General features: G+C 64.9%; 24 protein-coding genes. 5 read left to right on the top strand and 19 right to left on the bottom strand.

The window, feature by feature from the left end; translation table 11 throughout:
• Window positions 1-349: 349 nt before the first annotated feature.
• From ACK4R0_RS04840 to ACK4R0_RS04825, 4 genes are all read right to left on the bottom strand, one after another.
• Window positions 350-916: a DsrE family protein gene (locus ACK4R0_RS04840; protein ID WP_409671076.1), complete on the bottom strand. Its 567-nt coding sequence runs from the start codon at window positions 914-916 to the stop codon at window positions 350-352.
• 30 nt (window positions 917-946) lie between these two features.
• The gene (locus tag ACK4R0_RS04835) at window positions 947-2,494 is read right to left on the bottom strand and encodes a hypothetical protein (protein ID WP_409671073.1); all 1,548 of its coding nucleotides are present in this window, start codon (window positions 2,492-2,494) and stop codon (window positions 947-949) included.
• Window positions 2,495-2,604: 110 nt separating this feature from the next.
• Window positions 2,605-3,204, bottom strand: coding sequence for an NAD(P)H:quinone oxidoreductase (gene wrbA / locus ACK4R0_RS04830; RefSeq protein WP_409671070.1), 600 nt, complete (start codon window positions 3,202-3,204; stop codon window positions 2,605-2,607).
• 80 nt (window positions 3,205-3,284) lie between these two features.
• A complete protein-coding gene (locus ACK4R0_RS04825; RefSeq protein WP_409671067.1) occupies window positions 3,285-3,995 on the bottom strand; it encodes a pirin family protein in 711 nt (236 codons plus the stop codon).
• Window positions 3,996-4,114: 119 nt separating this feature from the next.
• Between ACK4R0_RS04825 and ACK4R0_RS04820 the strand changes: the two genes are divergently transcribed.
• The 3 genes from ACK4R0_RS04820 (at window position 4,115) to ACK4R0_RS04810 (ending at window position 7,396) form a co-directional block, all read left to right on the top strand.
• Window positions 4,115-5,017 carry a LysR substrate-binding domain-containing protein gene (locus ACK4R0_RS04820; protein WP_409671064.1) on the top strand — a complete coding sequence of 301 codons (903 nt, stop codon included), beginning with the start codon at window positions 4,115-4,117 and terminating at the stop codon, window positions 5,015-5,017.
• A 272-nt stretch (window positions 5,018-5,289) separates the two neighbouring features.
• Window positions 5,290-5,991, top strand: coding sequence for a response regulator transcription factor CtrA (gene ctrA / locus ACK4R0_RS04815; protein WP_409671061.1), 702 nt, complete (start codon window positions 5,290-5,292; stop codon window positions 5,989-5,991).
• Window positions 5,992-6,115: 124 nt separating this feature from the next.
• A complete protein-coding gene (locus tag ACK4R0_RS04810) occupies window positions 6,116-7,396 on the top strand; it encodes an MFS transporter (RefSeq protein ID WP_409671058.1) in 1,281 nt (426 codons plus the stop codon).
• 3 nt (window positions 7,397-7,399) lie between these two features.
• Here ACK4R0_RS04810 and ACK4R0_RS04805 read toward each other — a convergent pair whose 3' ends face one another.
• The 4 genes from ACK4R0_RS04805 to ACK4R0_RS04790 form a co-directional block, all read right to left on the bottom strand.
• Window positions 7,400-7,672 (bottom strand): type II toxin-antitoxin system RelE/ParE family toxin, encoded by a 273-nt coding sequence (locus ACK4R0_RS04805; RefSeq protein WP_409671055.1) that lies wholly within the window; start codon window positions 7,670-7,672, stop codon window positions 7,400-7,402.
• Entirely contained in the window at window positions 7,650-7,844 is a 195-nt protein-coding gene (locus tag ACK4R0_RS04800; RefSeq protein WP_409671052.1) for a stability determinant, read from the bottom strand. The genes ACK4R0_RS04805 and ACK4R0_RS04800 overlap by 23 nt, the downstream gene beginning before the upstream one ends.
• A 4-nt stretch (window positions 7,845-7,848) precedes the next feature.
• Window positions 7,849-8,409, bottom strand: a complete 561-nt coding sequence (rsmD, locus tag ACK4R0_RS04795; RefSeq protein WP_409671049.1) for a 16S rRNA (guanine(966)-N(2))-methyltransferase RsmD — start codon at window positions 8,407-8,409, stop codon at window positions 7,849-7,851.
• Between the two features lie 198 nt (window positions 8,410-8,607).
• Window positions 8,608-9,420 (bottom strand): pseudouridine synthase, encoded by an 813-nt coding sequence (locus ACK4R0_RS04790; protein ID WP_409671046.1) that lies wholly within the window; start codon window positions 9,418-9,420, stop codon window positions 8,608-8,610.
• Between the two features lie 99 nt (window positions 9,421-9,519).
• On the opposite strand from ACK4R0_RS04790, the gene ACK4R0_RS04785 reads away from it, so the two are divergent.
• Window positions 9,520-9,951, top strand: coding sequence for a response regulator (locus ACK4R0_RS04785; protein ID WP_409671043.1), 432 nt, complete (start codon window positions 9,520-9,522; stop codon window positions 9,949-9,951).
• A 79-nt stretch (window positions 9,952-10,030) separates the two neighbouring features.
• Complete coding sequence (locus ACK4R0_RS04780; RefSeq protein ID WP_409671040.1) at window positions 10,031-11,416, top strand: AmpG family muropeptide MFS transporter; 1,386 nt, start codon at window positions 10,031-10,033, stop codon at window positions 11,414-11,416.
• A 307-nt stretch (window positions 11,417-11,723) separates the two neighbouring features.
• Here ACK4R0_RS04780 and ACK4R0_RS04775 read toward each other — a convergent pair whose 3' ends face one another.
• The 11 genes from ACK4R0_RS04775 to ACK4R0_RS04725 form a co-directional block, all read right to left on the bottom strand.
• Window positions 11,724-13,052 (bottom strand): bifunctional folylpolyglutamate synthase/dihydrofolate synthase, encoded by a 1,329-nt coding sequence (locus ACK4R0_RS04775; RefSeq protein WP_409671037.1) that lies wholly within the window; start codon window positions 13,050-13,052, stop codon window positions 11,724-11,726.
• A gap of 124 nt (window positions 13,053-13,176) precedes the next feature.
• Window positions 13,177-14,034: an acetyl-CoA carboxylase, carboxyltransferase subunit beta gene (gene accD / locus ACK4R0_RS04770; RefSeq protein WP_409671033.1), complete on the bottom strand. Its 858-nt coding sequence runs from the start codon at window positions 14,032-14,034 to the stop codon at window positions 13,177-13,179.
• Window positions 14,035-14,045: 11 nt separating this feature from the next.
• Window positions 14,046-14,852, bottom strand: a complete 807-nt coding sequence (gene trpA, locus ACK4R0_RS04765; protein WP_409671030.1) for a tryptophan synthase subunit alpha — start codon at window positions 14,850-14,852, stop codon at window positions 14,046-14,048.
• Window positions 14,849-15,193, bottom strand: a complete 345-nt coding sequence (locus ACK4R0_RS04760) for an endonuclease domain-containing protein (protein ID WP_409671027.1) — start codon at window positions 15,191-15,193, stop codon at window positions 14,849-14,851. Before ACK4R0_RS04760 ends, trpA begins: the two co-directional genes overlap by 4 nt.
• An 86-nt stretch (window positions 15,194-15,279) precedes the next feature.
• Complete coding sequence (gene trpB, locus ACK4R0_RS04755; RefSeq protein WP_409671024.1) at window positions 15,280-16,521, bottom strand: tryptophan synthase subunit beta; 1,242 nt, start codon at window positions 16,519-16,521, stop codon at window positions 15,280-15,282.
• A complete protein-coding gene (locus ACK4R0_RS04750) occupies window positions 16,496-17,149 on the bottom strand; it encodes a phosphoribosylanthranilate isomerase (protein WP_409671021.1) in 654 nt (217 codons plus the stop codon). The genes trpB and ACK4R0_RS04750 overlap by 26 nt, the downstream gene beginning before the upstream one ends.
• 168 nt (window positions 17,150-17,317) lie before the next feature.
• Window positions 17,318-17,992, bottom strand: a complete 675-nt coding sequence (gene pyrF, locus ACK4R0_RS04745; protein WP_409671018.1) for an orotidine-5'-phosphate decarboxylase — start codon at window positions 17,990-17,992, stop codon at window positions 17,318-17,320.
• 29 nt (window positions 17,993-18,021) lie between these two features.
• Entirely contained in the window at window positions 18,022-18,378 is a 357-nt protein-coding gene (locus ACK4R0_RS04740; RefSeq protein WP_409671016.1) for a hypothetical protein, read from the bottom strand.
• Window positions 18,379-18,479: 101 nt separating this feature from the next.
• Window positions 18,480-19,790 (bottom strand): adenylosuccinate lyase, encoded by a 1,311-nt coding sequence (gene purB / locus ACK4R0_RS04735; RefSeq protein WP_409671013.1) that lies wholly within the window; start codon window positions 19,788-19,790, stop codon window positions 18,480-18,482.
• Window positions 19,791-19,908: 118 nt separating this feature from the next.
• Window positions 19,909-21,462, bottom strand: coding sequence for a family 43 glycosylhydrolase (locus ACK4R0_RS04730; RefSeq protein ID WP_409671010.1), 1,554 nt, complete (start codon window positions 21,460-21,462; stop codon window positions 19,909-19,911).
• Between the two features lie 77 nt (window positions 21,463-21,539).
• On the bottom strand, window positions 21,540-22,541 hold the full coding sequence (locus tag ACK4R0_RS04725) for an alpha/beta hydrolase (protein WP_409671007.1): 1,002 nt from the start codon (window positions 22,539-22,541) through the stop codon (window positions 21,540-21,542).
• Window positions 22,542-22,547: the final 6 nt, after the last annotated feature.

Raw genomic sequence — 22,547 nt, 5'->3', positions numbered from 1 at the left:
TCTTGTGCTGGATTCAGCCGGTCAGTCGAACACCAAGGCCGAACACCGAGGCGCTCGCCTGCCGAAACCTGTCGGTCAGAGAATGCCGAAGACGAGCAGGGCGATGACCAGCAGTCCGGGGACGCCCAACAGCCAGAGAATGATGCCTTTTCCCATGATGATTCCTTCTTTGCATTGCGTCAGCGATCGGCAGGATCGCATGCCAGCTGGCATGAACGCGGTTAAGCCTGTCTCGGCAAGAACAGCGCGGGTGCCTGCGATTTGGGTGCTGCGGCGCGCTTGATCACTTACCCTTTGCGGCAGGGATTGGTTCCCTGATGATGCCGCAAGGCCGAAGGCGTAGGCTCAGTCAGAACGGGTTCAGCGTATAGCCCTGTTGCTGGAGCAGCGCGTGCGCGGTCATCGCCGACAGCGACATTTTCACCCCCGGTGCCAGATCGGCGCGGGTGATGCCCTGGCCTGCCGCGCTCTGACCGCACAGATGGATTTCCACCCCGTTCTCGATCAGCGCGGCGATGGCGGCAAGGTTGGCATTGGCCGCACCGTCATGCTTCTTGCCATAGGTCGCTGCATCGGTGAGATCAAACGACGCGGGGCCATGGACCACCACCGCCACGCGCACCGCGTCGCGCGGCACCCCGGCTTCGGCGTGCATGTTGATGAACCGCGCAGCGCTTTCGAGCGTGCGGTTGATGCTGCCGGGCTTGGCGGCATCGGCAACGTCGAAGGCGACGCTGAATGTCGCCGCTGCAGGCAGCGGCTCATGGCCCTCCACCGTCGCGACCGGACCGAACTGCTTGATCACCGTCCCGGCATGAAAGCCCGGGCGCGGCGCCTCCTGCGCATGCGCGATGCCGATGCTCATCGCCGCGGCAATTGCGGACGAGGCAAACCCAAATGATTTCAGACGCGACATGCAACACTCCTTCTGTTCGGGCGGAGGGTATCAGTTTGCAGCGTCGGTTGCATCCTCGGGCGGGGCGGACGACGCATCGCCTTCGAGCATCTTGCGGGCGAACTCGGCAAGGCCGGTGTCGTGCGGATGGTTGAGCAACGGCCCCAGCGTCTGGCGCGCCATTTCGCTGTCGCCGTTGCGGATATGGTGCCCGGCCAGCGTCACCCGCAGTCCGGTGTCATAAGGTGCCAGCATCAGCGCCTTCTGCAATCCCTGCACCGCGATTTCGGGCGGCTTCTTGTTCTCTGCGGCATAGGTCCGGTAGAAGAAGCTCAAGGGGATAGGGTTGTCGTTCTCGACCCGGTTGGCAGCGGCGACCGCAGCGCGCACCGCGGGCCACTGGCTGTCGCTGCTGTCATCCTCGGCCTGGCGGGCCAGCGCATACATCCTTTGGATCAGCGCATTGATCGCCTGGGGATCGCGGGCCAGCGCGCGGTCCGCCGCTGCCAGCGCCTCGGCATCGTTCCCGGCGTCGAACTCGGCTTCGGCCAGCGCGGTCTGGACAAACGGATCGTCGGGATAGTTCGCCGCAATCTTGCGCGCGTCTTCGGCCACGATGGCAGCCTGCTCCTCGTTGACCCCGCGTTTCGATCGCATCATCACGGGCATCACCGCAGCTTCGGCAGCACGCAGCGGCCGCACGCGGATCTCGGCGGTCCTGATGCGGCTGGCGCCCAGGTTGATATAGCTCATCTTGCGCGACATCATGTAGCGCTCAAGCTCCTTGTCGAGCACCGCCAGATCGCCGAACGCGGCGGCTGCAGCGGCATCCTCGCCTTCGCCGCCGTTGAGCCTGCCGAGATAGTCGTTGAGCTGGCCCGGGCGTTTGCCCGACAGCATCAGATAGTGGAACAGCAGCCAGCTGCGGCCGTAAAACGCGTCATAGCGCTTCGATGCATTCTCGCGATACTTGCGGGTGCTGAGCAGCGTTGCGAGCGGCACGTCCTGGGCATAGACCAGTTCGGCTGCGCGGTGGTTGGCGGGAAGTCCCAGCCCCACCGACCCGTCCTTCTCGAACTTGGCGGTGGAATAGAACTCGGCAAACCCTTCGGTAAACCACAGCGGCGCCGATCCGGAAAACACGCTGTACATGAAGTGGTGGGCGTATTCGTGGAGCAGCACCTGCTCGCCCTGGGTCACGCGTTCGCTCTGGCTGGAACCATCGACCCGCGGGATGAAGGCAACCGAACCACCGGCGCGCGACTGATAGAAACCCTGGATGAAGCGGTTGCCATCGCCCAGCAGCTTGCGCACCTGCCCGGCATCGCGCACCACGAACACGGTCAAGCGGTTGGAGGGCGAAGTCTCCTCTTCGGGCATCTTGTAAAGCGCCAGCATCGCCGAGCGATACCGCTCGAGCATGTCGGTGAAGGTGCGGACCTGCTTTTCGTTCTGGTCGGCATAGACCAGGAAATTGGGACTCGAGGCCTCGTGCCATTCGGCGAGCGCGGCGGTCGGCATCGCCAGGACCGCGACCAACGCTGCGATCGGCCCGGACGCCAGCCACGGTTTGCGCCATCGCCGGATAATCCACCCCATGGTCGTTGCTCCCCTAAATATCTGGCAACGCTATCTTTCATGCATTCCGCCCGCAACCCCCTTGAAATGGGGGTGCGGGCGGTGGTCGCTGAGCGGGGAGGAGAGGCGGGTTACGCGATCAGCTTGGCGGCGGTCTTTGCCACCTTGGCACCAAGGTAACGCGCGCCGTCGAGATCGATCGTGTGCGGCTGGCGCGATCCGTCGCCACCGGCGATCGTGCTGGCGCCATAAGGCGATCCGCCGATGATCTCTTCGTTGTTGAGCTGGCCCTGGAAGCCGTAATCCAGCCCGACGATGGTCAGGCCATGGTGCAGCAGGTTGGTGAGGATCGAGAAATGCGTCGTTTCCTGACCGCCGTGCTGGCTGGCGGTGGCAGTGAACGATGCGCCGACCTTGCCGACCAGCGCGCCCGATGCCCACAGACCGCCGGTGCGGTCCCAGAACGCGGCCATCTGGCTCGACATGCGGCCAAAGCGGGTGCCGGTGCCGACGATGATCGCGTCATAGTCGGCCAGTTCGTTGGGCTCGGCGACTTCGGCGGGCTGGTCGAGCTTGAAGCCGTTGGCCTCGGCGATCTCTTCAGGAACGGTTTCGGCGACGCGCTTGATGGTGACATCGGCACCTTCGCCGCGCGCGCCTTCGGCAACGGCCTGAGCCATCGCTTCGATGTGACCATAAGTGGAATAATAGAGCACCAAAACTTTTGCCATGGGATGTCTCCTTCGAGGGAATGCTAAAAAAAGGGTGTCCCGCCGCCGGGAGGGGGAAAGCGGCGGGACGGGGGAGGGGGTTAGTGGGCCCGGGTTTCCGCGATCAGAAACTCGGAAGGCTCGTTGGCCAAGACCGTGATCTCGGCTTCGCGGGTAATCGCGGCGGCATCGCGCGGCCCGATTTCGACCCCGTTCACCGTCACGCTGCCTGCCGACACTACCAAATACGCAGACACGCCGTCTGCGATCCGGTGGGTGATGCTGTCACCTGCTGCCAGCGTCGCGCCCGACAGCCGGGCATCGGCGCGGATCATCAGGGCTCCCGCTGCGATATCCTCGTCACGGCCGCTGGCCAGCACTTCGAGCTTGCCCGAACGGTCACCTCTGGGAAACTGCTTGGCGTCCCAACGCGGCTCGCCGCCCGGTGCATCGGGGACGATCCAGATCTGGAACAGCCGGGTTTCCTCGTTTTCCAGGTTGAACTCGCTGTGCGCCACGCCGGTGCCGGCGCTCATCACCTGGACATCGCCCGCTTCGGTGCGGCCTTTGTTGCCCAGGCTGTCGCGGTGGGTGATCGCGCCCGAGCGGACATAGGTGATGATTTCCATGTCGCGGTGCGGGTGGGTGGGAAAGCCGCTCTTGGGAGCGATCTCGTCATCGTTCCACACGCGCAGCGCGCCCCAGCCCATGCGGGCGGGATCATGATAGCCGCCGAACGAAAAATGGTGGCGGGCATTGAGCCAGCCGTGGTTGGCATGGCCCAGCGAAGTAAAGTCGCGTTTCTCGATCATGTTACTTGCTCCTTACAGGGGAGGCACCACAATCTTCGCCGGTGCCTTGGCTTGAGCTACAGATAGGCCGATGCTATCGTTTCCAAAATAGCCAGTTTGGAAAAGGATTGTTTCTAAAAATGCGACTTCCCGATTTCGAAGCCTGGGCCGTGTTCGCCGCTGTTGCCGACACCGGCAGCTTCACCGCAGCGGCAGAGGCGCTCAGCCTGTCCAAGGCCAAGGTCTCCAAGGCGGTATCGCGGCTGGAGGTCGAACTGGGGACGGTGCTGTTCCACCGAACCTCGCGCCGGCTTTCGCTTTCCGCCGCAGGGCGATCTTTGGTCGATCACGCGCGCCGCATCCGGCTGGACGGCGAGGCGGCGGTCGAGGCCGCGCGGGACGAGGCCTCGCTGCTCACCGGAACGGTGCGCATCGCGGTGCCGATGAGCTTTGGCCTGCGCGAGGTCGCGCCGCTGGTCGCCCGCTTCATGGCGCTGTATCCGGGGATCATCATCGACATGCACCTGTCCGACGCGCGGGTCGATCTGGTCGATGAGGGGTTCGACCTGGCGCTGCGCATCGCCACCCTGCCCGACAGCAGTCTGCGCGCTATCCGGCTGCGCCCGGTGCAACTCTACATGATCGCCTCGCCCGACTATTGCGCGCGCAACGGAACGCCGCTGACGCCCGCCGATCTGGAGCAGCACCGCGTGGTCTATTACGCCAATTCCGCGCAGCCGGGCTTGTGGTCGATGACCGGGCGCGATGGCAGCAGGGTGCAATGTCCGGTCAAGCCTGCGCTGATCGTCAACAACGCCGATGCCGCGATGCCCGCCGTGATTGGCGGGCTTTGCATTGCAGCGCTGCCCGATTTCTTCTGCGACGAGGAGGTCGCGGGCGGTCGGCTGGTCCGCCTGCTGCCCCACTGGCAGTTCGACGAGACCACGCTGAGCATCGTCACGCCGCCATCACCGCATCGACCCGCGCGCGTCGAGGCGCTGATCGCGTTTCTCCGCGACGCTCTGCAGCACAAGCAAAATTAACATTGGCTAATTTTCGTTACCAATTGGAAACCTTAACTGTTTAACCCTGTAAAAAGCGACGAACCGTTAAGGCTCCAAATCACGCCGAAATCCCGAGTCTTTCCCGTGCGTTCCGACGTGGCGGCAGTAATCCGCCGCGCGAACCTGGCCCGGTTTACCCAAAATTAACCTTTTGCCCCCAAACCTTTTATGGTTAATGTTTTCCATGTCGATCCGTTCTTGGGTCTAGATGACTGAACGGTGCCGATGGCACGGGCGAAAAGGGGCTGCACATGCGGGTGCTTTTGATCGAAGATGAACCGACCACGGCCAGGGCAATCGAGCTTATGCTCACCACCGAAGGTTTCAATGTCTACACCACCGATCTGGGCGAAGAGGGTCTGGATCTGGGCAAGCTGTATGATTACGACATCATCCTGCTCGACCTGAACCTTCCCGATATGCACGGCTATGACGTGCTGAAAAAGCTGCGCGTCGCCAAGGTGCAGACGCCGGTGCTGATCCTGTCGGGCATTTCGGAGATGGACAGCAAGGTCCGCTCGTTCGGCTTCGGTGCCGACGACTATGTCACCAAGCCGTTCCACCGCGAGGAATTGGTCGCGCGCATCCACGCCGTCGTGCGTCGTTCCAAGGGTCATTCGCAAAGTGTGATCCGCACCGGCAAGCTGGCGGTCAATCTCGATGCCAAGACCGTCGAAGTCGACAGCGCCCGCGTCCACCTGACCGGCAAGGAATATGCGATGCTCGAGCTATTGAGCCTGCGCAAGGGCACCACGCTGACCAAGGAAATGTTCCTCAACCACCTGTATGGCGGCATGGACGAACCCGAACTCAAGATCATCGACGTGTTCATCTGCAAGCTGCGCAAGAAGCTGGCGCTGGCCTGCGGCGGTGAAAACTATATCGAGACCGTCTGGGGCCGCGGCTATGTGTTGCGCGATCCGGAAGCCGATGGCGAAGTCATCGCTGCCTGAGGCGCGTTCACACCGACATTTGAAAAAGGGCGGCGGGCAACCAGCCGCCCTTTTTGTATCCGCTGTGCGCGCACGGCGGCGGCGGGTCTTGCCATCGGCGCGCGGCGCGCTAACGCTCCGATCGATGGCAACCACGACACCGCAGCATCCCTATCGCACCCATGCGCGGGTGCTCACTGCGTCGCTGGTCGGCACCGCGGTCGAGTTCTATGATTTCTATATCTACGCAACCGCCGCTGCGCTTGTCTTCGGCCCATTGTTCTTCCCGTCGGAAAGCGCCTCGGCGCAATTGCTGCTGAGCTATATGAGCTTCGGCCTCGCGTTCTTCGCACGGCCGGTCGGCGCGGTTGTCTTCGGGCATTTCGGCGATCGGATCGGACGCAAGTCGACGCTGGTCGCCTCGCTGATGCTGATGGGCGGCTCGACCCTGCTGATCGCCTTCCTGCCGACCTATCAGATGGTCGGATGGGTCGCGCCGTTGCTGCTGTGTATCCTTCGGTTCGGCCAGGGTTTCGGGCTTGGCGGCGAATGGGGCGGGGCGGCGCTGCTGGCGGTCGAGAACGCGCCGCCGGGCTGGGCCGCGCGGTTCGGCATGGCGCCGCAGCTCGGCGCACCGGTGGGTTTCATCGCCGCCAACGGGCTGTTCCTCATTCTGGGCCTGTCGCTGACCGATGCGCAGTTCGTCGCCTGGGGCTGGCGCGTGCCGTTTCTGGCGAGCGGCATATTGGTGGGGCTGGGGCTGTGGGTGCGGCTGAAGATCAGCGAGACCCCCGACTTTGCCGAGGTGCTGGCGCGCGACAAGCCCGCGCCGGTGCCGGTCGCCGAACTCTTCCGCAACCACCTGCGCGCGACCTTTGCCAGCACCTTCGCGGTCGTCGCGTGCTTTGCGATCTTCTATCTCTCGACCGCGTTTGCTTTGGGCTATGCCACCACCGCCCTGGGTCACAACCGCGTCGACTTCCTGCTGGTGCAACTGGGCGCGATCCTGTTCCTGGCGCTGGGGATCGTGCTGTCGGGCTATCGCTCGGATGCCACCAGCAGCGGGCGCGTGCTGATGATCGGCTGCGCGGCAACGGTGGGCGTCGGCCTGCTGTTCGGGCCATTGCTGGGATCGGGCTCGCTCTGGCTGGCCTGGATCGCGCTGTCGATCGCGCTGCTGGTGATGGGCTTCGTCTACGGCCCGCTGGGCGCGTGGCTGCCGAAGCAGTTTCCGGCACGCGTGCGCTATACCGGTGCATCGGTGGCGTTCAATGGCGGCGGCATCATCGGCGGCGCACTCGCCCCGATCGCGGCGCAGGCGCTGGCGGACCGGAGCGGCGCGGATGCGGTGGGGCTGTATCTGGCGGCGGCAGGCTTGCTGAGCTTTGCGGGGCTGTGGGCGCAGCGGGGACGGGCTGCGGGTTAGGCGTCAGGGATATTGCTGGCGGGCGTGCAGCACAGCAGTGATGACAATCGCGTCCTGCTCAATACTGTAAATCAGCAGATAGTTGGGATGGACGATCGCCTCCCGTGTGCCTGGGACACGACCTAGGCGATGCATCAGGGGAAATTCCAGTAACTGCTTCGCGCAACGATCAAACAGATTCTTAAGCCGTTCTGCCGCATCCGGATTTCTGTCGGCTATGTAGCCGATAATGTCGTCATGGTCGGCCAGGGCATCAATTGTCCAGATCAGCCGCACGCTGCCGGGCCTTTGATATGATATCTGCAGCGCGAGCCATCACCTCTTCATGCGGGATCCGGGGTGCGGTCGATCGCAGCGAGCGCTCCACTTTGGCGCGAAACCACGCGTCATAGGCTGCCTCTTCCTCGGACGAGGCGAATTCGGATTCGATCGGCGAGTATTTGACCATGGCTTCAGTCTATCACATCGCCCGTCCGCCGCAATAACGTCAGCTTGGCCTTGCCGACCACGCGTTCGGCATCGATCTCGAAGCCCGATACCTCGAGCTTTTCCGACTTTCCGGTTTCCACGCTGATCCAGGTCGAAGGCGCAAACCAGCCCAGCCGTGCCAGCTTGTCGAGCGCCACCGCGCCCGCGCCGGTCGCATAAGGCGGGTCGATCAGCACGACGTCGAAGGGCTTGAGCGCCGGGCCCAATGTCAGCGCCGAGCTAGGGCGGACTTCGGCGCGGTCTTCGGCCTCAAGCGCCCGGATGTTGGCGCGCAATACCTCGATCGCGGCGCGGTCCTGCTCGACGAACACGCATTTGGCAGCGCCGCGCGACAGCGCCTCGATCCCTAGCGCGCCCGAACCTGCAAACAGGTCGAGCACGCTCAGCTCCTCGAACGACCCCAATCGGCTGGTCAGCATCGAGAACAGGGTCTCGCGGGTGCGGTCTGCGGTGGGGCGGGTGGTGTCGCCTGCCGGGGTCTTCAGCTTGCGGCCCCGCCATTCGCCCGCGATGATGCGCAGCATCTTAAACCTTCTCCCCTGTGGGGGAGAAGGATACGCAGCCTTGCCAAGCGTTAGCGCGGCTAGGCGAAGTTGGATGAGGGGCAGGGGCGGTGGCGTGGCTCTGAAACCGCTGCCCCCTCTCCCAGCTTCGACTAGGTAGCAAGCTGCCAAGTCTGCGCAACCCTCTCCCTCGGAGGGGAGAGGGGAAGTTGTCTTCCATCATTTCAACGTGTTCCTGAAGGTGATCAGATCGTGGCGGCGGACCTCGTCGAGCGCGCCGGGCTCGAGCCCTTCGAGCAGGAACGGGCCGTATCGGGTGCGGATCAGGCGCGAGACCTTGAGGCCGAGATGCTCGAGCACGCGGCGCACCTCGCGGTTCTTGCCCTCGGTCAGCGTCATCTCGATCCAGCCGTTGCGCCCGGTGCGGCGCTCCAGATTGGCGTCGATCTTGCCATAGCGGATGCCCTCGATGGTGATCCCGTGGATCAGGTCCTCAAGCTGGCTCTGGCTGACCTCGCCAAAGGCGCGCGCGCGATACGTGCGCTCGACCCCGGTGGCGGGCAGCTCCATCTGGCGCTTGAGTTCGCCGTCGTTGGTCATCAGCAGCAGGCCCTCGGTGTTGAGGTCGAGCCGCCCGACAGGCATCATCCGCGGCGCATTGGGGGCGACGCGGGCGAGGTGATCGTAGATCGTCTCGCGCCCGGTGAAATCGCGCGCTGCGGTCAACAGGCCGGCGGGCTTGTGGAAGCGCCAGAGCTTGGCAGGTGCCGGTTCGCTCACCGCCTTGCCGTCCACCGTGATCCCGTGCAGGCTGGTCAATACCGTCGCAGGCGTGGTGATCGGCACGCCATCGCGCGCCACCCGGCCGCCCTCGATCATCCGCTCGATCTCGCGCCGGCTGGCGATTCCGGCGCGTGCCAGCAGCTTGGCGATACGCTGGCCCTCGCCCAGCGCGGACGTCTTGCGCGCCGCGGGTTCGGGCGGGGTTTCGCTCTGTTCAAGCGGGTCGAATTTCGGTTTCCTGGGGGGCATGGCCGCTGCTATAACGAGGAAGGCGCCGCGCGGGAACGCAAGAATTGATTGCTGCGTATTTCCTCCTGACGCTTATCTCCGTACCGGGAAAGTCCTTGCATGCTGTTTTCGCGCTTTACCCGATCGATCCAGACCATATTGATCGTCGAGGACGAACCTCTCGTGGCTTTCGACAACGAGCTGCGCGTGGTCGATGCAGGCTACCGCGTGGCCGCCACGGTGGACACCGAGGCCGAAGCGATCGCGGTGCTCGAGCGCGAGGCGATCGATCTGGTGCTGGCCGATATCAACCTGTCGCGCGGCGGCAGCGGGATCGAGGTGGCAAGGGTTGCCAGCGGGCGCAACATCCCGGTGCTGTACGCGACCGGCGCCTGCCCCAACCAGGCCCAGCAATACGCCATCGGATGCCTGATCAAGCCGTATAGCGCGGTCGAGCTGGTCAAGGCGATCGAAGCCGTCGATCGTCTGATCCGCGGCAAGACCCCCAAGACGATGCCCAAGGCGCTCAACCTCTATTCGCCTGCGGGCTGACACGCCTTCGCAATATCCCTCTGGCGTAAACCGGCGATGTCGCTAGGTTCCGGGCCTGGGACACGGGAAGGGATGATTTGTGGAACAGACGTTGATTTTTATCGCCATCATCGCTGCGGTGGTGGCCACAGGTTTCGTCGTTCCTGCGTTTCGCCCCTACGTCAGGCCCATGCCATTCGTTGCATTTCTGCTCGGCATTTCGAGCGGTTTTCCATTGACGCTGTTGCTGGCGACAATGACGTTCTGGCTGTCGCGCGTCGGCATCGACAAATCGACGATCGGCTTCGCGATCGGGCTGACCACGCCGTACACGCTCAAATTCCTCTGGGCGCCGCTGGTAGACAAATTGCCGCTGCCATTTCTGACACGGTGGTTTGGACAGCGCAGGGCGTGGCTTTTCCTGATCCAGGCACTGCTGTTTGCCGCCCTTTGGCAATTGGGCGCGAGCGATCCTGCCAATGGGCTCGGCTGGTTTGCGGTCTGTGCGATCATGGTCGCATTCCTTTCGGCAACTCAGGACATTGTCATCGACGCCTACCGCATCGAAATCCTCTCCGACGAGGAATTGCCGCATGGCACCGCGATGAACCAGTTCGGCTATCGCACGGGTAACCTTCTGGCAGGCGCCGGAACGATCTATCTCGCATCGGCCGAAGGCGCGGGTCTCGGCTGGGCTGCGGCATATGGCTTTACCGCTTTTTGCGTCGTGCCTGCGGCCATCGCCGCGCTGTTTGCGGGACCGGGCCAATACGTCGAAAGGCATGCCATCGCAGCGGGTCAGTCGTTCGGCAACTGGCTGGGCGAGACGGTGCTCAATCCGTTTCGCGAGTTCCTCACGCGGAACGGAGCGGTGCTGATCCTTGCCTTCGTGCTCATATACAAGGTCGGCGACGCGATGGGGCAGATCATGCTGGCCCCGATGATTGTCGAGTTGGGATTCAGCGACACCGAATATGTCACGGTAAACAAATTCGTCGGCTTTGCAGCGCTTATCGCCGGTTCTGCTGTCGGAGCCCCCTTTATCGCCTGGCTGGGAATGGGGCGCGCGCTGTTCGTTTCGGGATTGCTGATGATGTTCTCGAATGTCCTGTTTGCAGTTCTGGCCGCAACAGGTCATTCCAATGTCATGCTGGCCATCGCGGTCGGGACCGAGAATTTCACCAGCGGGATCGGCCTGACGGTCTTCGTGACCTATCTGTCAGGCCTGTCCAACCTTGCCTACACCGCAACGCAGTTTGCACTGCTGTCGTCCTTCGCCGCCGTCGGACGGACGTGGCTGTCGGCTCCTTCGGGCTATCTTGCTGAAAATGTCGGATGGGTAAATTTCTGGCTATGCACCGTCGTGATCGCAGTCCCGGGCATGGTGCTGTTGTGGATCCTCTGGAAAAGAGGGTTCGTGGTGGAATCGGTGCGGCAGACGCCGGTCACGGAGCCAGCAGCTGCACCTGCACCTGCCGGGCCGTAACGTTACGGCTGTAAGGGCAATCCGGGCGCGTACAAGGTAGCTGAGGTCTCGCTCCCATCCCGTCTGTCCCGAGCGAAGTCGAGGGACGTACGCGCAACCGTGTGCGAATGCGTCCCTCGACTTCCCGGCCATGCCGGGAAGTTTATCCTGAGCGGCTGGCTCGCCAGCCAGCCGAAGGGCTCGGGAACGCGGAGAGGTGGGGCTATCGGAACGATGAGCCCGTTCTCCGGCGAACGCCGGAGCCCAGGGGGCAGATGGCACTGCAGTCGCCCTGGATTCCGGCTTTCGCCGGAAAACGGGTGCGGAGTTAATCCGGCGCCTGCCCGTTGGCCTTGAGCACCTCGCCCGCCAGATAGAGCGAGCCTGCGATCAGCACCGGCATCGGCTCGCGCTCCGATAGCCCGGCCACCGCAGCCTCCACATCCGCCATCGCCTCGACCTCGATCCCCGACGTCAGGCACGCCTGGAACGCATCGGCATCATGCCATTCATGCCCCGGTACCGGCAGCGCGGTGACGCTGGCCAGATAGGGTTCAAGCGGGCCGAGCAAGGCGCCGGGCTGCTTGTTCGACAGCATGCCGATGATCAGGTGCACCTTGCCGCCCATGGCTGCGACATGCCGTGCGAGCGCTGCGCCTGCATCGGGATTGTGCCCGCCATCGAGCCACACCGCCTCGCCCGTGCCCAGCAGGGCGGTCAGCGGGCCATCGCCCAGCCGCTGCAGCCGCGCGGGCCAGTCGGCCCAGCCCATCGCGGCGGACAGCGCGCTGTCCGGGATGGCGACCGCGCTCTGGTGGCGGATCATCGCGACGGCCAGCGCGGCGTTGTCGGCCTGGTGCTCGCCGGGCAGGCGCGGCACCGGCAGGATGAGCCGTCCGTCGACATCGCGATAATGCAGCCGACCCTGATACAGCGCCGCGTCCCAATCCTCGCCGCGCACTTTCACGAACGCCCCGGCGCGCATCGCCTGGCCCGCGATCGCGCCCATCATCCCGGTGGCATAGCGCTGGATCACCAGCGGCACGTCCGCCTTGGCGATGCCGGATTTCTCGAAGGCGATCCGCTCCATCGGCAGGTCCGGGGTGCCCTCTTCGGGGGCGAGCAGAAAGGCTTCGTGGTCGATGCCGAGCGCGGCAATGCCGCACACCGCAGGGCGCGGCAGAACGTTGGTCGCATCGAGCCTGCCGCCGAGGCCGACCTCGATCACGCAGGCATCGGCGGGCGTCTCGGCAAAGGCGAGGAAGGCGGCGGCGGTTGTCACCTCGAAGAAACTCGCGCCGGTGCCCTCGGCAATGTCGAGCACCCGCGCCAGATAGGCGGCGAGCATATCGTCGTCGATCAGCCGCCCGGCGATGCGGATGCGTTCGTTGAAGCGCACCAGATGCGGGCTGGTATACACATGGCAAGTCTGCCCCGACGCCTCGATCGCGGCGCGCAGGAACGCGCAGGTCGATCCCTTGCCGTTGGTGCCCGCGACATGGAACACCGGCGGCAGGCGGTGATGCGGATCGCCCAGCCGCGCGAGCAGCGCGGTGATCCGCTCGAGCCCCAGCACGTCGCGCCCGGGCGACAATGCGGTGAGGCGGTCGAGCTGGGTCTGGACGCCGGGGTCGGACGAGACGGCGTGGTCTGCCATCAAGCCTTCTCCCCTTCAGGGGAGAGGGAAGAGCCGCGAAGCGGCGAAGGGAGAGGGGAACATGAATTGAGGTCGGGCGACGTCCCCTCTCCCCAGCCCTCTCCCCTGAAGGGGAGAGGGAGTTTCACGCAGCCGCCTTCGCCGCCATCAGGAAATCGATCACGCTGCCCAGCCGATCGCGCAGGTCCTTGCGCTCGACCACCATGTCGAGCATCCCGTGCTCGAGCAGATATTCGGAGCGCTGGAAGCCCTCGGGCAGTTTCTCGCGGATCGTCTGCTCGATCACCCGCTGCCCGGCAAAGCCGATCAACGCGTTGGGCTCGGCCATCTGGACATCGCCCAGCATCGCATAGCTGGCGGTCACGCCGCCGGTGGTGGGGTCGGTCAGCACGACGATGTAGGGCAGCCCCGCTGCGTGCAGCCGCGTGATCGCAACCGTGCTGCGCGGCATCTGCATCAGCGACAATATGCCTTCCTGCATCCGCGCGCCGCCGGCGGCGGTGAAGATGACATAAGGGCATTTCTCGGCAATCGCGCGTTCGGTCCCGGCGATGAACGCCGCGCCGACGGCCATGCCCATCGATCCGCCCATGAACGCGAAATCCTGCACCCCGACCACGGCCTTGCTGCCCTTGAGCCGGCCCAAAGCGTTAGTCAGCGCATCGTTGCCGACATTGGCGGCGCGCGCGGCCTTGAGCCGGTCGACGTACTTCTTGCTGTCGCGGAACTTGAGCGGGTCTTCTGTGACCGTCGGCGAGGGCAGTTCTTCCCACAATTGGTCGTCGAACAGCATGCCGAAGCGCCGCTGCGCCCCGATGCGTTCGTGATGGTTGCACTTCGGGCAGACCGATAGATTGTCCTCGAACTCCTTGGCGAACACCATTTCGCCGCAGGCCTTGCACTTGTGCCACAGATTGTCCGGGCTTTCGTCCTGGCGGGCGATGAAGGGGATGGCGTTGCGGACTCGGCTGAACCAGTTCATGGGCGTGCTCCTCAGACGGCTGCGGTGTGGCGCGCGGTGGCGATGGCATGGCTGAGCGTGCGGACGTAGTCGCGCACCGGGCCTGCGGCATCCGCGCCGTGCTGGCTGACAATCTCGACGATCGCGCTGCCCACGACAACCCCATCAGCAACGCGCCCGATCGCGGCGGCCTGCTCGGGGGTGCGCACGCCAAAGCCCACCGCGATCGGCAGGTCGGTCGAGGCCTTTAGCCGCGCGACCGCTTCCTCGATGCTCGCCTGCACCGCCTGCTGCTTGCCGGTGATCCCTGCGACCGAGACGTAGTACAGAAACCCGCCTGCGCCTTCGAGCACCGCGGGCAGCCGTGCGGCATCGGTGGTGGGCGTCGCGAGCCGGATCGGGGCGATACCCTTGGCGCGAAGAGCCGGGCCGAGCGCGGCGTCTTCCTCGACCGGAATGTCGACGCAGATCACGCCATCGACGCCAGCTTGCGCGCACGCATCGGCGAACCATTCGGGACCGCGCCGGGTCATCGGGTTGGCATAGCCCATCAGCACCAGCGGCACGTTCGGATGGCGCCTGCGGAAACCGGTGGCGATCTGCAGGATGTCTGCGGTCTTGGTGCCCGCCGCCAGCGAGCGCAGGTTCGCCGCCTGGATCGCGGGGCCATCGGCCATCGGATCGGTGAACGGCATGCCCAATTCGATCACATCCGCGCCGCCTTCGACCAAAGCGTCGAGGATGGCGGGGGTGGAGGCGGCGTCAGGATCGCCAGCGGTGACGAAGCAGACAAGCGCCGCGCGGTCAGCGGGGAAGGCGGAAGAGAGGCGCGCGCTCATTGAGCCCTCTCCCCTTCAGGGGAGAGGGTTGGGAGAGGGGCCTGCACAGCCGCTTCAATAACCATCAACACACCTTCCATACCGGTCATAACATCATAGTTCGTAAAGCGAAGCACCCGATATCCTTGGCTTTCAAGATACCGTGTCCGTTGTGCATCATAGGCATCGCGCCCGTCATGCGTATCGCCGTCCACTTCAATCACCAGCATCGGAGTTCGCGATGCGAAGTCAGCGATGTAATTGCCTATGACCTTTTGTCGTCTGAACTTCACGCCTGAAAACCGCTTTGCGCGGAGTTCCAGCCATAATCTGATTTCGGGTTCGGTGGCTTCAACGCGCATCGCCTTTGCGCGTTTGGTGAGACGTTCGGGTCGCACTTCATCCCCCTCTCCCAACCCTCTCCCCTGAAGGGGAGAGGGCTATATGCTCACATCTCCACCCCGAGCTTCTCGGCCACCGTGAAGATATCCTTGTCGCCACGTCCGCACAGGTTCGCGAGGATGATCGCATCGCGGTCCATGGTCGGCGCGACCTTCGTCACCGCTGCAATCGCATGCGCAGGCTCGAGCGCTGGGATGATGCCTTCGGTGCGGCAGAGCAGCTGGAAGCCGTCGAGCGCCTCGTCATCGGTGATCGCAGTGTATTCGACCCGGCCCATGTCCTTGAGCCAGGCGTGTTCGGGGCCGATGCCGGGATAATCCAGCCCTGCGCTGATCGAATGGCCCTCGGTGATCTGGCCGTCCTCGTCCTGCAGCAGATAGGTCTTGTTGCCGTGGAGGATACCGGGGAAGCCGCCCAGCAGGCTGGCGGCGTGCTCGTTGCCGTCGAGGCCGTATCCTGCGGCTTCGACCCCCAGCATCTTCACGTCGTCATCGAGAAAGGGATGGAACAGGCCAAGCGCGTTCGATCCGCCGCCGATCGCCGCGACCAGCAGGTCGGGCAGGCGGTTGATGCGGCTGAGCATCTGCGCGCGCGCTTCCTTGCCGATCACGCTCTGGAAATCGCGGACCAGTTCAGGATACGGGTGCGGGCCGGCGGCGGTGCCGATGATGTAGAAGGTGTCGTGGACGTTGGCGACCCAGTCGCGCAGCCCCTCGTTCATCGCGTCCTTGAGCGTCGCTGCGCCGCTGGTCACGGGGATGACCTCGGCGCCGAGCAGCTTCATCCGGAACACATTGGGCTGCTGCCGCGCGACATCGGTCGCGCCCATATAGATCACGCAGGGCAGCCCGAAGCGCGCGCAGACGGTGGCGGTGGCGACGCCGTGCTGGCCCGCGCCGGTCTCGGCGATGATCCGGGTCTTGCCCATCCGCATCGCGAGCAGGATCTGGCCGATGCAGTTGTTGATCTTGTGCGCGCCGGTATGGTTGAGCTCGTCGCGCTTGAACCAGATTTGCGCGCCTTTATCCGGAGCAGCGCCCTTGCGCAGTTCCTCGGTCAACCGCTCGGCATAATAGAGCGGGCTGGGACGCCCGACATAATGTTCGAGCAGATCATCGAACTGCGCCTTGAACGCGGGGTCGGCCTGGGCTGCGCGATAGTGTTTCTCGAGATCGAGCACCAAAGGCATCAGGGTTTCTGCAACATAGCGCCCGCCGAACTGGCCGAAATGGCCCTGTGCGTCGGGTTGATTGCGATAGCTGTTAAGCTGGGGTGCTGCGTTGGTCATGGTTGGCAACCGCTTGGCAAAAGCGGGCGATCTTGTCCATATCTTTGACTCCCGGCGCGCTCTCCACGCCCGAGGAGACATCGACCAGAGGCGCATGCGTCGCCGCCAGCGCTTCTTCGACATTGTCGGGGTCCAGACCTCCCGCCAGCCCCCAGGGCAGCAGGTGCTGGTGGCCAGTCAGCAGCGACCAATCGACGACCGTTCCGTTGCCGCCGGGGAGCGCCTGCGCGGGCGCATCGAACAGCAGGCGGTCGGCGATGCCGTCGAAGCGGCGCGCATTGTCGAGCGTTTCGGCGCTGCGCAGACCCAGTGCCTTCCACACCTCGACCGCCATGTGCTGCTTCACGATGGCCAGCCATTCAGGCTTTTCCGAGCCGTGGAACTGGATCACGTCGGGGCGTACGGCGCGGTACGCTTTCTGCGTCAGCTCGGGTGAGGCGTTGACCAGCAACAGCACGACCTTGAGGCTGGCGGGCGTACGGCGGCGCAGGTCCGCTGCCTGCTCGAGCGACACGTGGCGCGGGCTCTTCTCGAAGTGGACGAGCCCGATATGGCTCGCGCCGTTGGCGGCGGCGGCATCGATGGCGGCTTCGGTGGACAGGCCGCAGATCTTGATCAGGGTGGTCATGCTTCTTCCGTTTTTTCGTTTCTCGTCATTCCCGCGAAAGCGGGAATCCCGCTTTGATCCAACGCCGCCACAGAAGCGGGACCCCCGCGTTCGCGGGGGTGACGAATTTTCGTTTACCGCACAATATCAATTTGCCGGAGAATGGGTGAGGTCAAAAGGAACCAGCCCTCACAACGTCGCCATGATCTCTCGCGCGGCGTTGTCGGGCTCGGCCGCGCGGGCGATCGGGCGGCCGATGACCAGCACCGAGGCACCGGCATCGCGCGCCTGGCGAGGGGTCACCGCGCGCTTCTGGTCGCCTGCAGTAGCGCTGGCGGGGCGAACGCCGGGCACCACGAAGAACCCGTCGCGCCACTGGTGGCGCACCGCGCCGACCTCCTGGCCCGAACACACGATGCCGTCGAGCCCGGCCTGATGCGCCAAATCCGCCAGCCGCAGCACGCTGTCGTGCGCGCTGCCGGCCATGCCGATCTGGCCCATGTCATCATCATCCAGGCTGGTCAGCATCGTGACCGCGACCACCTTGGTGTTGGCGCCAGCGGCGGCCTTGGCGTCTTCCATCATCGCACGGCCGCCTGCGGCGTGGACGGTGACGATCGCCGGTTCGAGCACATGGATCGCCTGCATCGCGGCGGCGACGGTGTTGGGAATGTCGTGCAGCTTCAGGTCGAGGAAGATCGGCAGGCCAAACTTGGCGATCTCGTGGACGCCGTGATGGCCATGCGCGCAGAAGAATTCCAGGCCCAATTTCACCCCGCCGACATGCGCGCGGACCGATTGCACCAGCGCCCCGGCGCGTGCCAGATCGGGCAGATCGACAGCAAGATAGATGGGATTGGACATGATCTGCGCGGGACCCCCTGTTGATGGTATCATACCGAGCGCAGCGCGCTCTCGGGCTCTTGTTCGTTCGTCATTATCGCAGGCGGTGGCGGTGGCGCGGCCTGCACCGGTACCGCGGCAGGGGCTGCGGATGCCGCTGCCGCCGCTCGCATCTGGTTGGCCTCGAGCGTCGCGATCCGCCGCTTCATCCGCCAGCTCGCGGTGCGGTGATACGCCCAGAGCGGCAGGAACCCTGCAAGGAACGTCAGCGCCAGCAGCACCGGCAGCTTGGTCACCAGCTGCAGCCCGCCCCACAGGTCGACGGTGACGGCCTGCCAGTTGTTGTAGGCGAACACGACGAACACCACGGCAAGCATGATGATCACCAGCGTCTTCAGGAACTGCATGACCGCGGTGTCTCCTTAAAGTCTGCCCGCGTCCCGGCGGTCAGCCAGAGCATAGGAGCATAATCCCCGATTGGCCAGACGCTTGGGTTTTGGTGCCCGGATCAGCCGAACACCCGCGCGAAAATCGTGTCGACATGCTTGAAATGGTAATCGAGGTTGAACTTCTCCTCGATTTCCGCAGGCGAGAGCGCGGCGGTGACTTCGGCATCGGCCTTGAGCAGTTCGAGCAGCGACAGCGCGCCATCCGATTCCCACACCTGCATCGCGTTGCGCTGGACAAGGCGATAGGCGTCCTCGCGGCTGACCCCGGCCTGGGTGAGCGCCAGCAGCACCCGCTGCGAGTGGACAAGCCCGCCCATCTTGTCGAGATTCTTCTGCATCCGCGCAGGATAGACGAGCAGCTTGTCGATTACCCCGGTCAGCCGCGCGAGCGCGAAGTCGAGCGTGATCGTCGCATCGGGGCCGAAGAAGCGCTCGACCGAACTGTGCGAGATATCGCGCTCGTGCCACAGAGCGACGTTCTCCATCGCCGGGATGGCGGCGGCGCGGACGACGCGGGCAAGCCCGGTGAGGTTCTCGGTCAGCACCGGGTTGCGCTTGTGCGGCATTGCCGATGAGCCCTTCTGGCCGGGGGAGAAATACTCCTCGGCCTCAAGCACTTCGGTGCGCTGCAGATGGCGCACTTCGGTCGCCAGCCGCTCGACCGACGATGCGATGACGCCCAGCGTGGCAAAGTACATTGCATGGCGATCGCGCGGGATGACCTGGGTCGAGACCGGCTCGAGCGCGAGGCCCAGTTTCTTGGCGACATGCGCCTCGACGCGCGGATCGATGTTGGCGAAGGTGCCGATCGCGCCCGAAATCGCGCAGGTGGCGATCTCGGCGCGGGCCGCCTTGAGGCGGGCGCGGCAGCGGTCGAACTCGGCATAGGCCTGCGCGAGCTTGAGCCCGAAGGTGGTCGGCTCGCCATGGATGCCGTGGCTGCGGCCGATGGTGGGGGTGTATTTGTGTTCCATCGCGCGGCGCTCGATCGCCTCGAGCAGCGCGTCGAGATCGGCCATCAGGATGTCGCTGGCGCGCGCCAACTGCACCGCAAGGCAGGTGTCGAGCACGTCCGAGCTGGTCATGCCCTGGTGCATGAACCGCGCCTCGTCGCCGACCTGCTCGGCCACCCAGGTCAGGAAGGCGATAACATCGTGCTTGGTCACCGCCTCGATCGCGTCGATCGCCGCGACATCGATCACCGGGTTGGTTGCCCACCATGCCCACAGCGCCTTGGCGGCGGACTTGGGCACCACGCCCAGCTCGGCCAGCGCGTCGGTGGCGTGCGCCTCGATCTCGAACCAGATGCGGAACTTCGCCTCGGGCTCCCAGATGGCGGTCATGGCGGGGCGGGAATAACGGGGGACCATAAGCTGTCCTTGCAACTGGAGCGTGGGGCAATCAGGGCACCCTTGCGCCCCGGCGGTTTCGCCCGCGCAGCTAGCAGCAAGCGGGCGGCTGTTCAACCACGGGCCGCCGCGCTTACCGCTATTCGTCGGCGAGCGCGGTGAAGGTAAAGTTGCGGAACTTTGCCTCGCCCGGCCCGGCCGCGTACAGCCCGGGACGCAGCATCAGGAAGCCGCCGCGCACATTGTGGTGATAGCCTGAGACTTCCATGCCGCGATCGAACTTGACCCAGGTCTTGCCGCCATCGCCCGAGGTGTGGAAGCTGACGATATGACGGCGGTTGGTGACGCGCAGGCGCATTGCGGACCCATGCGGATTGACGGGGCGCGCCCGCTCGATGCCGTACTGGTGGGTCACGAAGCGCTCGGCATCGAAGCCCAGGCCAGCGTACAATTTGTCGTCATAGAACAATACCAGCCCGGCAGTGCCGCCCGGGGCCAGCTCGATATCGCATTCGAACCGGTAGGAGGTGTCGCCTGCGGTCAGCAGCAACGGCGATCCGGTCGAAGGCGCGAGCCCCTTGCCACGCAGGAACAAGGTGTTGTCCTGAACGCGGGCCCGCGCCGCCTCGTCGGGGGCGGGGCGGAAGAACGACCATTTGGTGCCGAGCTGCAGCATCGCGAAGTCATCGCTCAGCGCCATGCCGTGGGGCAGCGCCTTGCCCCCCTTGGGCTTGGCAAGCGGTTGCGACAGATCGCCGCCGGTCATCTTGAACCAGCCATCGGCGGTCCATTCGACAGGATCGAGCAGACATTGCCGCCCCAGCGTCCAGAAGCCGTTCTCATAGCCGTGATACAGGCTCCACCACGATCCATCGGGCGCCTCGACCAGGCTGGCATGGCCGCGCGACCACCAGGCTTCGCGGATGTCGGTGGTGCGCACGAGGGGATTGCCGGGATGCTGCTCCCACGGGCCGTGGATCGATCGCGAGCGGGCAGCGATCACCATATGCCCCGTGGGAGGGCCCGCCGTACCGCCCACGGCGGTCAGCATGTAGAAATAGTCCCCGATGCGGTGGATCTTGGGGCCTTCGGGGGCAAAGCCCTCGACATCCCATTCGGTCGGATAGCGCCAGGGGTCGTAGACATGCTCGACCTGTCCCACGACGCGCATCCCGTCGTCGGACAGCCGCACCCGGTCGCCGCCCGACAGGAACAGCCAGCGCGAGCCATCTTCGCCCACCGCATGGCATGGGTCGATATGGCTGTGCAGCCCCAGCGGCACGGGGTCACTCCACGGGCCGTCGATATCGTCTGCCCAGATCACGAAGATGTCGTTCTTGGGGCTGGCCTTGACCGGGATGTAGATAAAGTAGCGCCCTTGATGTTTCTCCAGGCTGACCGCCCAGACCGATCCGATGTTGCGTGTCAGCGCTGGCTTGCGCGGCTGCCAGTTCACCAGATCGCGCGAATGCCAGATCAGCAGGCCGGGATAGGATTCGAAGCTCGAAAAGGTGAGGTAATAATCCTCGCCATCCTTGAGGATCGCAGGGTCGGGCCGGTCGCCCGACAGCACCGGGTTGAAGAAGCGGCCATCGCCCAGATCGGCGATGCGCTGCTTGTCGAGGCCCCGGCGCCATTTCGGGGAAGGTGCCTTCGAGGAAGGCTCTGGCGCCGGGGAGGCGCTTGCAGGCACAGGATATGCAAGCCCCAAGGTGGCAAGGGAAGCAGAAGCAATCGCACTGCGGCGGCTGAGCAGGGGCTGGCGGACTTTCACAGCGCCAGCCCGGTGGTGCGTGCCCACGCGCGCCAAAGCTCGGGCCAGGCTTCGACTGGCTTGCCGATCGCCTTGCGCAAGCCAAAGCCGTGCCCGCCATGCTCGAACAGATGCGTCTCGACACGGATACCCTTCGCCCTGAGCGCAGCGCGCAGCAGCAGGGTGTTGTTGACCGGCACCGCGTCGTCATCCTCGGCATGGAGCAGGAAGAACGGCGGCGCGTCGGCGGGCACGTTGCGGTGTGGCGAATGCGCGGCCTCGATCGCGGGGCTCGCATTCTTGCCGACCAGCAGCTCGCGCGATCCGGCGTGCGCATCGGGCGCGGTCATCGCAATGACCGGATAGATCGGCGCGGCGCTGTGCGGCTTGGCCGAAAGCGCGTCGGCGGCATCGACTGGCGCGTAGACCTTGGCATCGAACCGCGTGGCAAGGTCAGCGCACAGGTGCCCGCCGGCGGAAAAGCCCATCGCCGAGACGCGCTCGGGATCGACCGCGAAATCGCCCGACCGCGCGCGGATCAGCCGCATCGCGCGCTGCGCATCGGCGAGCGCCACATCGGGCCCCGCCGCCCAGCCTTCGCCCGGCAAGCGGTAGAACAAGACGAACGCGGTAAAGCCGCGCGCTGCCAGCCAGCGGCCCATCTCATAGCCTTCCTTGTCGACCACCACCCAGCGATAGCCGCCGCCCGGGGTGATCAGCACCGCTGCGCCATTGGGGCGGTCGGGCTGGAAGACGGCCATGCGCGGCGTGGTGATGCCATAGACCGCGCGGTCGGTGACCAGCCGGTCGGTCGAGCGTTCCTGCACCCTTTCGGTCAGCGACCTGGCTGGCATTCCTGGCGCGCCGCCTGGCCACAGATCGATGGTTTCGGAAGGCTGCGGCAGGCCAGGCGGGAGCGGCCCGTCCGGAACCTGCGGCACGGCGGTCTGCGCCCATGCACTGTGCGTCAGCCCCAAAGCCAGAGGAGCCGCCATAAGGGATCGGCGATCGATCGTCATGGCGGC

Source organism: Blastomonas sp. (genome assembly GCF_046294995.1).
GTDB lineage: Bacteria > Pseudomonadota > Alphaproteobacteria > Sphingomonadales > Sphingomonadaceae > Blastomonas.
This window is presented reverse-complemented; position numbering and strand designations above follow the sequence as displayed.